Origin of the sequence: Actinosynnema sp. CA-299493 (genome assembly GCF_050946825.1) — a bacterium.
Classification (GTDB): Bacteria; Actinomycetota; Actinomycetes; order Mycobacteriales; family Pseudonocardiaceae; genus Actinosynnema.
Map to the genome: position 1 here is coordinate 201,452 of NZ_CP191993.1, position 12,717 is coordinate 214,168.

14 protein-coding genes are annotated in these 12,717 nt (G+C 67.7%); 5 read left to right on the forward strand and 9 right to left on the reverse strand.

The window, feature by feature from the left end; all coding sequences use genetic code 11:
• Nucleotides 1-1,480: 1,480 nt before the first annotated feature.
• A complete protein-coding gene (locus ACQPYE_RS01005; protein ID WP_498718626.1) occupies nt 1,481-2,293 on the forward strand; it encodes a hypothetical protein in 813 nt (270 codons plus the stop codon).
• Nucleotides 2,286-3,482, forward strand: a complete 1,197-nt coding sequence (locus tag ACQPYE_RS01010; RefSeq protein ID WP_498718627.1) for a helix-turn-helix domain-containing protein — start codon at nt 2,286-2,288, stop codon at nt 3,480-3,482. Before ACQPYE_RS01005 ends, ACQPYE_RS01010 begins: the two co-directional genes overlap by 8 nt.
• Before the next feature lie 226 nt (nt 3,483-3,708).
• Here ACQPYE_RS01010 and ACQPYE_RS01015 read toward each other — a convergent pair whose 3' ends face one another.
• Nucleotides 3,709-5,016: a pentapeptide repeat-containing protein gene (locus ACQPYE_RS01015; protein ID WP_498718628.1), complete on the reverse strand. Its 1,308-nt coding sequence runs from the start codon at nt 5,014-5,016 to the stop codon at nt 3,709-3,711.
• A gap of 417 nt (nt 5,017-5,433) precedes the next feature.
• Between ACQPYE_RS01015 and ACQPYE_RS01020 the strand changes: the two genes are divergently transcribed.
• Complete coding sequence (locus ACQPYE_RS01020; RefSeq protein ID WP_498718629.1) at nt 5,434-5,583, forward strand: hypothetical protein; 150 nt, start codon at nt 5,434-5,436, stop codon at nt 5,581-5,583.
• Between the two features lie 135 nt (nt 5,584-5,718).
• Nucleotides 5,719-6,123 carry a hypothetical protein gene (locus tag ACQPYE_RS01025; protein WP_498718630.1) on the forward strand — a complete coding sequence of 135 codons (405 nt, stop codon included), beginning with the start codon at nt 5,719-5,721 and terminating at the stop codon, nt 6,121-6,123.
• 153 nt (nt 6,124-6,276) lie between these two features.
• Here ACQPYE_RS01025 and ACQPYE_RS01030 read toward each other — a convergent pair whose 3' ends face one another.
• The 6 genes from ACQPYE_RS01030 to ACQPYE_RS01055 form a co-directional block, all read right to left on the reverse strand.
• Nucleotides 6,277-7,542, reverse strand: coding sequence for a DNA sulfur modification protein DndB (locus ACQPYE_RS01030; RefSeq protein ID WP_498718631.1), 1,266 nt, complete (start codon nt 7,540-7,542; stop codon nt 6,277-6,279).
• A gap of 255 nt (nt 7,543-7,797) precedes the next feature.
• Entirely contained in the window at nt 7,798-9,123 is a 1,326-nt protein-coding gene (locus ACQPYE_RS01035) for an AlbA family DNA-binding domain-containing protein (protein ID WP_498718632.1), read from the reverse strand.
• Nucleotides 9,124-9,492: 369 nt separating this feature from the next.
• Complete coding sequence (locus tag ACQPYE_RS01040; RefSeq protein WP_498718633.1) at nt 9,493-10,173, reverse strand: DUF2637 domain-containing protein; 681 nt, start codon at nt 10,171-10,173, stop codon at nt 9,493-9,495.
• A complete protein-coding gene (locus ACQPYE_RS01045; RefSeq protein ID WP_498718634.1) occupies nt 10,170-10,811 on the reverse strand; it encodes a helix-turn-helix domain-containing protein in 642 nt (213 codons plus the stop codon). The genes ACQPYE_RS01040 and ACQPYE_RS01045 overlap by 4 nt, the downstream gene beginning before the upstream one ends.
• On the reverse strand, nt 10,808-11,224 hold the full coding sequence (locus tag ACQPYE_RS01050) for a hypothetical protein (protein ID WP_498718635.1): 417 nt from the start codon (nt 11,222-11,224) through the stop codon (nt 10,808-10,810). The genes ACQPYE_RS01045 and ACQPYE_RS01050 overlap by 4 nt, the downstream gene beginning before the upstream one ends.
• A 255-nt stretch (nt 11,225-11,479) precedes the next feature.
• Entirely contained in the window at nt 11,480-11,815 is a 336-nt protein-coding gene (locus tag ACQPYE_RS01055; RefSeq protein ID WP_498718636.1) for a hypothetical protein, read from the reverse strand.
• Here ACQPYE_RS01055 and ACQPYE_RS01060 point away from each other — a divergent pair.
• Nucleotides 11,814-12,170 (forward strand): hypothetical protein, encoded by a 357-nt coding sequence (locus tag ACQPYE_RS01060; RefSeq protein WP_498718637.1) that lies wholly within the window; start codon nt 11,814-11,816, stop codon nt 12,168-12,170. The genes ACQPYE_RS01055 and ACQPYE_RS01060 overlap by 2 nt on opposite strands.
• Nucleotides 12,171-12,180: 10 nt before the next feature.
• Here the strand turns inward: ACQPYE_RS01060 and ACQPYE_RS01065 are convergent, their stop codons facing one another.
• Together ACQPYE_RS01065 and ACQPYE_RS01070 are read right to left on the reverse strand one after the other, a co-directional pair.
• Nucleotides 12,181-12,423, reverse strand: coding sequence for a hypothetical protein (locus tag ACQPYE_RS01065; RefSeq protein WP_498718638.1), 243 nt, complete (start codon nt 12,421-12,423; stop codon nt 12,181-12,183).
• A complete protein-coding gene (locus tag ACQPYE_RS01070; RefSeq protein WP_498718639.1) occupies nt 12,423-12,668 on the reverse strand; it encodes a hypothetical protein in 246 nt (81 codons plus the stop codon). Before ACQPYE_RS01070 ends, ACQPYE_RS01065 begins: the two co-directional genes overlap by 1 nt.
• Between the last annotated feature and the right edge of the window lie 49 nt (nt 12,669-12,717).

Below are 12,717 nucleotides of genomic sequence, written 5' to 3' on the forward strand. Positions count from 1 at the left end.
AGCGACTATGGAGGCAACAGGCAGGCTGCCACCTACACCGACGATTCTCGAACTTTTCAAGGTTCCCCCCGGGTCGATGCATCCGCGGCCAAACGCTGATGCGCCGGGTGTGGTGCAAGGTTGCGCCTCGTACTGGGCGGCCCTTACGTCACCAGTGTACCCCGACCCGGCCCAGGTAGAGCCTGTCCGGAGCCCCTACCTGGGCAGATCGCTCCTTGACTCTGCGGTGACCGTCATGGCGCAGGCGCATCGAGCAGGCCGGATGGATGGGGCGACCGGGGAGCGCGCCGCTCTCCGGTCGCCGCCAAGCCGCAGGCCCGGTACTTGCCGGGGACGAGGGGAACCTGGGTTGCGGTCGGCTCCTGCGGCTATCGACGCCAGCGTGGATGACAGCCGTACCGCTCGCTCTACGAATACTGTTCGCGTGATTCCCGACATCGTCTTCGCCAACCTTCCCTTGCATCAGAATTGGACACTCTCCCGTGAACGCGTGCACGGGAGACGACATCAGCCTGCGTGTCGGACGGGGGTGGATGCAACCGGCAAGCAGGGTCTGACATGACTATGGGACGATTTGGAACAGTATGCAACAAAAAGGGACTTCCGAAACATGTCGGAGTGTCGTAACGTCCCGCGCCCCTGTGCAAAGCGCGCGCGGGTTCGAGCGATGTCGACGGCCTGGGCGCTCCGCCGATAACGCACGAGCACTCGCAGTATTGCGGACTGTTCCAGTTTTAGGGCGGCCAGCTGTGACCGGGATCGGTAAACGCTCACAGTGTGCCCACTCCTCGCCGCCACGTGCCCAACCGGATTTGAAATACCAGCCATACGAAGCCGAGTATCTGACTCCAGCAAACCATTCAAACCCCCAACGGGAATCCCCCGAAAGCGTACCTCCAAACGGGCCAATGTTTCCAGGTGATCAAATCACCCTAGTGTCGACCCGAAACGACCCAACGTCGAATGACCACGAATTTCCCACGCATTGAACTTCAATTACTTTCCATTCCGAGTGGAATTAGTTGACTGAGTCAGACAGTCCCATGTCAATCATTGTGGACACTCTCAAGCTCGCCACCTCGGACCTGTCGAACGACTCCGCAGCGCACCCGAACACCTTGTCGGCCGTGACACACGTCACGACCGACGGCTCCGGTCGCGGAAGCTTCAGGTGGACGCAGCGCGCGACCGGGCGGGTGCGGAGGGCGTCCCGGTGGCGACCGGCGGCCAGGTTCGTGATCGGGGCCGACCGGCCATGCCGTACCAGCGGGTAGCGCCAAGCGTGGGCGGTCACACTTACGGCGTGGTGTCGATGTGCGCACATTGCCTTGGGGTGACATGCCGTCCTGCACCTGTTCAGGGGTGCTCCTAACCTCCACTGGAGCCAGGAGTGCTCTTGATCTGTGATTTACGTAAGTGGTACTAATACTCTGCCGCTCGGATCGTAAGGGGTTCGAGCCTGTAGATCGGGAGACCCCTGATGAGCGAGCTGCTGCCGTCGCCGTGGGCTTGTGAACGGTTCGGTGACCTGGCCGGTGTGTTACTGCGGGAGATCCCCCGCGCGCTGAGACGGGCACACCGACGGGCTCTGGCCGCCTACGTGGAGCTGGGCCTCCCGACCAACGAGGCCTACGGGCTGATCTGGAAGGTGTTGCATGAGGAGTTGATCGACGCCATCGGCCACCTTCCGGACGTGCGCAGGACCAGGCCCGAGAGGGCCAGCTACGAGCTCGCGGTGATCGGGGAGAACAACGTCATCCTCTATCCGTGGCGCTACGGCGACGACCCGCACCTCGAGGTCACTGCCCAGCGGATGCGGCTGTCGGATGTGCGCGTCAACCTGCTGGCCCTGAGTCTGGGTGTTCCCGAGCCGCAGCTCACTCTGGAGCACGCCGAGCTCACCGAGGAGCAGGTCGCCGACCTGTTCGAGGAAGCCCACATCGACGTGCGGGCGATGTCGTCGGCTGGCCGGACGGTTGTAGTGGCTTATGCCAGCAACCCGCACTCCGGAGTGCTGCGCGTGTTCTGGGGGGATGCGGAGAAGGCCGACGACGACGGCCGTCTGCACTGGCCGCACATCGAGGAGATCCCGCTGCCCGCCGCCGAGGACGAAGACGGCGGCGACACCGGCCGCGGCCCCGTGCGGCCCATCACGCCGACCGACCCTGACACCGGCGCCGCCCGGTTCGACCGGGCACCATTGCAGGAACCGGTCATGGGTGTCCGCGCGCCATTGACCTCACCCGACACCGACCCCACCACGCCGCAGCCCGGCACCGGAAGCGATGAGTGACCGTCCTCCTCAGCTGCGCCTGTTCGGCGACGGCGACAAAACACCCGACGCCGCGCAGGTGGCGACGACCTTCGACCCCGCTCGCCTGACCCAAGCCCGATGTCTGGCCGGGCTGACCAAGACGGCGCTGGCCACAATGCTGAAGGTCAGCGCTCCGGCGGTGAGCCAATGGGAATCCCACACCAGCCCTCCACGCCCCGACCACCTGCGCGCCTTGGCCGAGGCGCTCGATGTCCCTCTGGACTTCTTCGCCACCGGCCGACCGCACGCTCGCTTGGACGCCTCCACCGCGCACTTCCGCAGCCTGCGCTCCACCCGCTCGTTCCAACGCGCCAAGGCGGTGGCCTTCGTCGAACAGGTCTGGGAGCTGACCCACGCCCTGGAAAAGCGCATCGCCCTGCCCCCAGTCGACCTGCCCGGCTTCGCCGCAGGCGACGACGATCCCGACCACCCGCACATCATCGAACCGGAGGACATGCCCGGCGAACCGGCGGCTGCGGCGCGGGCGGTGCGGCGCCGTTGGAGCCTGGGCGCAGGCCCGATCCCCCACCTGGTGCGCACCATGGAGACCCGCGGGATCGTGGTCACGATGGTGCCGTTCGCCGGAACGGACACTCCGCGAGTGGACGCCTTCTCCACCTCGCGGCTACCCCGTCCCTTGGTGGTGCTGACCCCCGACCGTGCCGACAACGTCTACCGGCACCGCTTCACCGCCGCTCACGAACTGGGGCATCTGCTGCTGCACCGCGACAGCGCCCCCGGCGACCCGCTTCAAGAGCAGGAGGCCGACCGTTTTGCCGCCGAACTGCTCACTCCTGCCGAGTCGATCAGGGATCTGCTGCCTACCCGGGTGGATTTCAACGCCTTGCAGCGGCTGGCGGGCGAGTGGGGCGTGTCGGTCAAGTCGCTGATCTACCGCTCACGGGAGTTGGGCGCCCTGTCCGACGCCAGCGCCCGTCGGGCCTACCAGAGACTCAACCAGCTCACCGCGGTGGGACTGGTCGACCCGGGCCCTGTCGCCGACTACCCCGGCGAGGCCCCCAGCCTGCTGTCCAAGGCGTTCACCTTGGCTGAGGAGCACGGTCTGCTGACGTTGACCGGACTAGCCCGTGAACTTCGCTGGCGCACGCCCCGACTGCGTCTGCTGCTCGGCCAAGTCGAGGAGCGCCCCGTGCTGCGCTTGGTCTGAGCGCGACCATCTCTCCAGTTCGGGGCGGGGAAGAGCACCAGAAATGCGAACATTAGCAACGCTCGCATTTTTGGTGCTCGTGTGGAGATCAAGGTCGCCGAGCGACGGTAAGCGTGTCCAGGCGAGCCCTGCGCTACGGCAGGGTTCTGGTGGCCTGGAACATCTCGCACGGGTCGTCGTGGCGGCCAGTGTTCGTGACTGCGGATCGGATGGAGGCGTGAGCCTGTCAGGGTGCCGAATCGCCGGGGCGCTCGGTCGTATCGGGGGCAGGGTCGCGGTCGACCGCGACGATGTGGTGCCAGGTTCCCTCCCCGTCATCGACCGGGACGTGCTCGTCGGCGGGCTCCCAACCGGTCGGCCAGATGCAGGTGCGGGGCACAGGATGGGCCACCAGTGCGTCCTCGAACTCACCCCCGCCGGGGAGCCCTGCCTTGGGGAAGTGGACCGCGGCGGCGAAGGTTACCTCGTTGAACCTAACGGTGCCGTTGCACTTCACGTTGCGGAACCTGAGGTCCCCGCGAAACTTCACCCTGGTGAACTCGATCTCCTCGGCGAAGGTGGCCCCGTTGAACACAGCGGTACCGGCGAATGTCACGTCGTCGAACCAGGTCTCCTCCTCGAACGTGGTGTTGGCGAACCAGGTGTTGCCGCCGAACCTTGCCCTGCCGAAGTCGGCCAACTCGGCGAAAGTGGCCTTGTCGAACCGGGCGAAGCCGAGGAACCGTGTCCTGTCGAACCGGACCGCCCCGTCGAACGTCGCCCCGCGGAACAGGGTCTCCCCGCCGAATCTCGCCCTGCGGAACTCGGCGCGGCGTGGTCGGCAGTCGGAGAAGTCGAAGTCGGTCAGGACGGCGCCGGTGAGGTCGATGTCGGTGTCGGGCCAGAAGGTCTCGACCGGATCGTGGGGGCCACCCGCTCCGGGGCGTAAGTGAGTGGCGAGGATGCGTTGGGCGGTGACCCGGACCTCGCGTTCCTGCACGCGTTCCTCGAAGACGGCGCGGGCTCGATCGTCTGCGTCGGGAAGCGGTTCCTCGGGCGGCGTGAACGGCATCATGCGCAGGTAGGAGCACATCATGCCCACCACGGCCTGCCGTTGATGGGGGTTGTCCTGGGCCAGGCGTTCCAGGGCGTAGAGCCCGCCCAGCCGCACTGCGGTCTTCTCCGAGCCGAGTTGCTCGACGGACTTGGCGTACAGCTCGGTGACGCGGCGAGCGGCAGCGTCCTCGCGAGTGTCACGCGCGACCTGTTCGGCGCGCACCCGGCTGTCCTCGGCGACGTCGCGTTGCAGTTCGAAGGCACGGTCGACGGCGGCCTGGTCGTGTTCCTTCTGTACCAAGCTGACCTCGGTGGCGTGCTGACGACGCCAGGCTAGGTAGAGCGCGAAAGCCCCGCCGCTGCCGGCGCCGACGCCGAGCCCGGTGCGCAGCGCGTCGAACCGGGCGGTGACCAACGCCTGCCCGGTCAGGCCAGCGGTGCCCCACCACCACAGCACTACGACCAGCACGAGGGTGAACACCCCGATGCCGGTAGCCACCCACGCGACCGTCCTAGGCGGCATGGGCTCCAGCGGCTTACGTGTCGACGGCGCAGGTTTCGCTGGTGGCGGAGCGGGGAGGGGCAGCGGGATGGGACGTTCGTCGCTCACGGGTGGATCATCGCCGGACGACGTCGCGGCGGTACATGGGTCCAGGTGCTTCTTGCTACGGCAGGGTGCCAGTGGCCTGGCACATCTCGCACGGGTCGTCGTCGCAGTCGGGGCAGGTGTTCGGGCCGGTGGTGGTCATGCCCGGCACGGTGGCCGGGTTGTGTCACCCGGCCGATCCGTCGTGCGCCACCGTGACCGCGTGGGAGGTCAGTGGCGGGCGATGGCCCAGTTGAAGAAGGCGGCCGCGCCCAGGCGGCGGCACCTCCGACGAGGACCGCCTGGGCGGGGTGGCTTCCGGACAGGGCGGTGAGCACCCCGGCGCCGACACCGGCGAGCACGGCCAGCGTGAAGATCAACGCGGCGCGCAGCCCGAGCAGCGGGGCGGGCTGGGAGGCGTCGGACTCGGTGGTGTCGGGGGTGGGCATCAGGCACTCCTGGTCGTGGGCGGGGTGGTGACCGGGCTCGCCCCGGCTGCGCTGGGGCTGTAGGTTCACCGCCCTTGATCGGCCCACGGAAATCCAGCCCGGACACCACGACAAAAGATCTTGGAAAAAAGTCAGCCGCATCGTCCGCCTCACCCTCGACGACATCGTGCAGGACGGAGACCAGGTCCTCCTCCGCCTCGGCGACCCACCGATACCGGTTCCGGCGCCGTTCGCCGCGCTCCTGCTGGACTACATCGCCCACCGCTCGAACATGCGCACCGCCACCAACCCCAGGTCCGCCTGGCTATTTCCCGGCCGACGCGCCGGCCAGCCACTGCACCCCGAGCACCTGGCCGCGCTCGTCCACGAACTCGGCGTCCCGACCGTCGCGGGCCGCACCGCCGCGTTCCGTCAGCACGTCTCGGCGACGCCCGCCCCGGTCGTCGCCGACGCCCTCGGCTACCACCAAGTCACCGCCGCCAAGGCCGCCGCACAAGCCGGAACGCCCTGGAGCCGCTACGCCGCAGGCGACCACACACCGTCAACTCAACGCCGAACCCGCGGCAGTTGAATACGCGGCCTTACCAGTCCGCGGTCGGGCTCGCGCCTGCCAGGTCCGCTCGAACCGTGAGGGCTCCTGCCACGGATGCGGCGGGAGCCCTCGCGATGTGACGAAGGGGCGTCCTCCCGATCGGGAGGACGCCCCTTGGTGGTCAGGCCTGGGCTACAGGGAGGCGGGGGCCTTCTTGTACCAACCGGTGATGACGCCGACCAGGTGCACGATGTTCTGGGTGCGCATGATCGGGGCGGACGCATCGGGCTCGAAGTCCAGGTTCGCGTCGCTGGTACGCCAGAGGCTGGTCTCGGTCACCGGTGCCGCCATGTGGGGGTCGAGGCGCTTGAAGAACTCGGTGATGTCGTCGAGACTCGCCGGGTTCTCGCCCGCGCGCAGCTCGCGGAACACGCCGCCCAACACGCGCAACATGCCCACCGACCCGAGCAACGAGTCGCGACGAAGCTGCTGGGACTTGGTCAGCTCCCCGGCCTTGCGCTCCAGCTCGGGGTCTTCCTCGGTGACGGCCGCCAGGCCGGCGAACGCGGTGGAGATGACGTCGAGGAAGTCCTTGACCTGCTCGATGACCTCGCCGTCGGTAAGGGTCTGTTCGGCCTTCTTGCTGATCCGGCCGCCAGCCCCGGCGAGCACGGCGCGGGTGATGTCCGCGACGTGCTTGGCACCCATGAGGTTGGGATTCTTCAACGTCATGCGGTCCTGCTCGGGGTCGACCCGACCCTTGAGCAGCGGGTGGTCGAGGACGTCGGACAGGGTGCGGTTGGCGACCTTGGAGTTGTCGAAGCGGGCGCGGACGGCGCCGCTGATGCCCTTGGCGTTGTCCGCGACGTCGACGAACATCTGCTGGCCCTTGATCGGGTCCAGCTCGACGTAGATGTCCAGGCCGACGTACTCGGTCTTGAGGCGTTCCATCTGGCCGACGAGCCGTTCCCGCTCGGTCTGGAGCTTGGCTGCCTTCTCCGGGCTGACCTTGCGCGCCGTCTCGCGGTCTGCCGCCCCGATGGCGTTGGTGATGCGCTGCTTCTCGATCGACACGCCCAGCACGCGGTGCTGGCCGTCGATGGTGCGCAGGGAGGAGATGCCGCCGATCGCCCAAGGAACCGTCAGGTAGCCCACGGCGCCGTGCTCGTCGACCTTCTCGAAGGAGCAGCCGCCGGTGTCGCGGGCCAACAGGGCGGGGGCGACCCAGTCTGGAGTGGTGTCGAGGTACTCGCCGAAGTGCTTGGCGTGCAGGCGATCGACCTTGCGGTTGTCCTTGTCGACGTCGTCCGGGTCCGGGATCGGGAGGATCGTCGGCAGGTCGAGCAGGGGCACACGAACGGTGTAGACGGGCCGCCCTCCCTGCACGGTCTTGATCGCCAGGTACGTGCTGGAGTCCTGCGGCTTCGACAGGCGCAGCGGGTCAATGTTGATGCTCATTTTAACCTCCTGTGGAGACTTCCAATCTCCTATTGGAGGCCGGTAGACGCTACGTTAGCACATGGGAACTTGGCACGTCAAATAAGAACTTAATTTGCCCAAGAAGGTGTACGTGAGCTCGATTCGCACTTCCTTGAGCAGGTTCCACGTCCCCGGGGTCGGGCCGCGAGGAACATCGGATTGAAAAACAGCTCTTGCACGCTCAGTAACTCAGCCAGTTACATTCCGTTATGGTCAGGCGAAGTCTTGGGGTGGTCACTGGACGGTGGTGTCGTCTTCGCGGTGGGGTGGCAGTGCGGCCTCGGCGCTGCCGAACTGCTGGTGGATGTCCTCCGCGAGCTGGCGGCCCGCGGCGTGCAGGGTCGGGGTGTCACTGTCGGCGTCGAACGCGGCCTCCACCGCGAGCGGGACCCGCACCGGCCACGTGTCGACGACGACCTCGACAGGGTTGATGTGCCCTGGGATCACTTGGTCGACGGCGACGAGGGGTTTCTCGGGCGTAGCGAGCAGGACGGCGCGGGCCAGAATGGTGCCGGTCCCGCCGAGACGCCGGACGTGCGTCGAGGCCACGGCGACGGCTTCGATGAGCAGCCCATCGACTCTCACGATCGGCACAGGCAGCGTGTTCCGCAGCCGCTTGTCCTCGAGGATGTGCGCGCCTTGCAGGAACGCGGTCAGGTTGACCGCGATGGCGATGCTGCCGTCGTGGTGCAGTTCCACCATCGCCCAGTCGACGCGCCCGTGCGGATCGACGGCGAGGCGGTTCGAGCGGAACGTCCATCTCCTCAGCCCGGTACGCGGGTGGATCAGGAACTCCCTGTAGTCGCCGGACAGGACCTGGAAGCGTTTCGCGCGGGCGCCCAGAACATCGTCGGCCAGCTCCAGCGCGCTGAGCATCGTGCCGACGATGTGCTCACGATCGGGTCGTGATGCCTGAGGCGGCGGAGGCGTGGTCGGCCTGGTCGCCACCGCCAGCCAGACTGTGTCACCCAGGCGCAGCTCGGGAACGAGGCCGTCGATCAGGACATGCATCGCGGCTCGGTCGTCGGCCTGGCGGGCGAACCGGTCCCGGTAGGCGCGTTCGAGTTCGGCCTCGGACATCCAGTTCGTGTGCGGCCCGGAGCGGTAGGGCACGCCCATCTCGTTCTTCTCGCCGACCACGTGCGGCGCGTCCGGGCTCGGAGGAACGAACACCACGATCAGCCCGGGACCACCGTTCTCCTCGTCGTCGAGCGACTCGATCACCAGCTCGCTGATCACCGGCCGGACCCATCGCAGCGCGTAGCTCCTCAAACGCTGACGCTCGCCCTCGTCGTTGGGGACCCCAACCAGTTCGTCGGCACGCTCGGCGTTCTCGCTGACCCCGAAGACGATCAGGCCGCCGCGGGTGTTCGCCATCGCCGCGACATCCTTGGCGAACTCCCACCACTTCTTCTCCACAGGCGGGATCAGCGCCTGCTTCCAGTCGAGGTCCTCCGCCTCGACGATGCCCGCTTCGACCGCGCTGCGCACCATGTCGTACGTCAACGCGGCTGGGCGCAGGCCCAGCTCGACGTGGATCCGTGACCACCTGATCGGCATCCCCGGATGCTACGAGCAGCACCACCGGCCCGCGGTCGACACGCACCGGTTCACCCGGTCGACGATCAGAGGCTGACGCGTTTTCGCCAGCGACCGCCGAGCGCTGGCCGATAACGCACGGCTACAAGCACCGAGAACTGGCGACAGTTGAATAGGCGATCTCACCAGTTCAGAGGGCCGTCACGGTGGACCTCGACCCGGACATCCCCGAATGGACGATCGCCGTCAGCAGTGAGCCGACCTGTAGTCCGCCGCAGTGCATGCCGGACCACAGGTCGGCATTCGCCCGGTGGTCCGGCGCGTGCTCGCGCGGTGGTCGAATGGGCAACGTGCCTACCGATCTCGACCATGTCTCCGCCGCTGTGGCGGTCACCGTTCAGCTGACTGGGACCGATCTCCCTGGCTGATCGCTCTCGGATTCCGATGAGCACTGTTGCGACTCATCGCGAGCAGCGCGAAGCCGGAGATGACCATGAGGCCGTCGAGGACCAGCGGGCCGACGGCCGCTGCCAGCGGGCCGTAGTGCCAGGCAAGCAGGAGGTCTCGGAGGTGGCCGTAGGAGATGACAGCTGAGCCGAGGGCCACGGTGCCCGTGCCGCCGAAGCGGGCGAGGGTCCATTGCCAGCCCTTCGGCCAGTGGATGCGGGAGAGGACTTCTACGGACAGCAGGAGGCCGATGGGCCAGACTGCGGCTCCGATCTGGGGTGCCAGTCCTGGTGACCAGCCGGCGGGGTGGTGTTCGGCTGGTAGCCAGGTGTGGAGGACGTTGGCGGCGATCGACATGACGGAGCCGAAGACGAAGCCTGCCCAGGCCACCAGGCGGCCGTCCGTGGTTCGGGCTGGTGTGGTGGCTGGTGAGGATGGTGTGGAGGTGTCGCCAGGGCTGGTGGCCTCCCTCGCCAGCTCCGCCAGGGCCTTGCGGACCGCGTGATCGGTGGCGCCGGTGAGGCGTACCAGCGTGGGGCGGCCCGGTGGTGGTTCGCCTGCGGCTCGCGCCGTTTCGAGGGCCTGGCGGATCTGGGTGACGAGTTCTGGGTCGGGCGCGGTCACTGGGCCGCCTCCCCAGCTCCGGTGGCTCGTGGGTGGCAGCGGGCGCAGAGGACCGAGCGGGTTCGGTCTTCGTCCAGCCAGATGACGCGGGCGGAGATCGGGTCGGAGTCGCGGGCGTCGCATTTGCCGCAGGGCGGTCTGGGCGAGCGCGCCTCGGGCGCGGGCTCGCGTGAAGGACGGTTCTCTGGAGGGTTAAGGACGGTTCGGGGGCGAGTGCTGCCCCTCGTGAAGCCGTTCCTTGCCGGTCGTAGCCGCGTTACCTGCCCCTCGTGCTGGTCAACGGGCGGCAATACTCGCAGGCCGTGGTGATGGCTGTCCGGAGGCTCGGTGAAGGGGCGAAGGGCCAGGTCGTAGCCGTTCGGCCTGCGGTCGGCCCTCTTGATGTGCGCGGCGATCACAGCCGGGTCCGACGGGCGGATCAGTTTCAGGGCTTGGAGGCTGCGGAGAGCTGAGCGGACGGTGCGCTCCGAGAGGCGCGTGTAGTGCATCAGCTTCTCGATGCTGGGGAAGGCGTGGCGGCCGTTCGGGTCAGCGTGGTTCGCCAGGCCGATCAGCACGGCCGCCAGGCTGGCGGCGTCCCCGCGGTCACGGGGGATCGGTGCGTCGTTGAGCGCCCAGCCGATCGCTTCGATGCTCACCAGGACACCTCCTCGGCGAGGAGGTGGAGGGTGGTGGCCTCGGCGTCGGTGAGGCCGAGGATGCCGGTGGTGTTGCGCAGGCGCATTTGGCGGACGAGCCACTCGTGGAAGCCGGTCTTGGCTTCAAGGCCGGTCATCGCCATTGCGGCACCGATCTCGGGCCAGGAGGGAGCGTTGCGTACGCGCAACAGGTCGGCGGCGACGCACCAGCGGCCGGAGGTGGCTTCTTGGGCAATGCGGGCGCTGTAGGACAGCTCGGCGAACAGGTCGTCGACGGTCGGAATGCCGCCATCGACGTGGGCGGCCAAGGTGGCGCGGAGCCGCGCCGACGACCAGTGCTCGACCAGGTCGCTCAGCGGCTGGTGCGGAATGTCGTCGGGCGTGCGGACAGGGGAGTGGGTGGGTGTCGACATCGGTTGGCCTCCGTCGCACCCGTCTCACAGTCGCCTCACGGACTGCCTGGACGGGGCGGGATCGGAGGCCCTGACCTGGACTGCCTAACGGACGCTTACCAGCGCGAACGGACCAAGTGGACCGTGCGGGCCAGCCTTCTCGCCTCTACGGATCAGAAGGTTGTAGGTTCGAATCCTGCCGAGCGCACCACGCTTACCAGCGGGTTTGCCCAACCGGGCAAGCCCGCTGAGTCATTTCGGGCTCATGTGGTCGCATCACGCGGAAAGTGCTCGCCGCGCCCGCTTCTCGTTGTCGTACTCGGCCGCCGCCGCGTCGAGGGCGGAGCCCATCGCGTCGGCCGCCTGAACCGCGACCTCGCGCGTCAGGTGGCCCGCATGACGTCGGCGAACTCTTCTCGACCCCACCGCGCCTCGACTACCGGGCGCTCGTCCAGCTTGGTCATGCGGCAGTCTCCCGACACTCCGGAGCAGGGCATCGAGCTCGTCCGCCAGGAGCAGGACTTTGCCTGCTTCTTCGGGCGTGACCAGCCACATCGCCTGGGTTTCGCCGATGGAGGCCGGAGGCAGCGGGAGCGTCGTGCTCTCTGCCATGACCCGCACCTCGTCGTCGCAGGACTACGTGCTGGTGGCCGACAACGGTTACGCCATCTACAGCGGGCCGTGGGGCGGGCCGGTGGTGGACGCCTGGCGCAAGACCCTCACCGAGGTCGACGTGGACGCGGCGCGGCGCCTACGCCGGGTGGCGCGGCTGCGGGAGAACTACGAGTCCCGCCCGATCAGCGCCGCCTACCGCGACCCCGAGGGCCGTTACGTGCTGGTAGAGCCACCGGCGGTGGAGCACGGACGGGTCTTTCTGCTCGGCGGATGTGTTGGTCGCACTTCTCATCCTGCCGCCGAAAGACCCGTCCCTCGTCTCAGGCCCTACCAGCCGTCACCAACGTCATGACCTGCAACAGCTAGCGGACCAGAGTGTGCGCGGCCATCAAAGCGCACCCGAAGGCACCCAGCCCGGCCATCGCGGCCCCGGCGATGCTGCTGTAGGCGATGAACGCGAGCCCGCTGATCATCAGGCCGATGACGACCGACATGAGCAACAGCACCGCGGAGCGCACGGAGATGAAGCTCTCCGGCGTCGGCGGCGGCGTTGTCCGGCACGCACACGTCGTCGACGGGCAGACAGTGCCGCTGGGCTGCTCCATCAGTTCACCTCCACGGTCAGGTCTGCAACGAGCGAGATCCGGCAAACGATCACACCGGTGCCCAGGAAGGGCCCGGGGTCCAGCGCCGGTGTCAGCGAGATCGGTTGAACCGTCGTGGTGGTGTGGTGGCTGTGGTCATGCTGATCATGTCCCTTCGCTGAGCTCTGCCCGGCGGAACCAGGACGGGCCGTGGCGGCCTCGTTGTTCTCAGTGAAGGTGCCGGGGGAGAACTCCGGCCAGCTCACGCCGGACAACTGCGGTGCAGTGATCAGGAAAGGGCAGGTGAGCGGGATG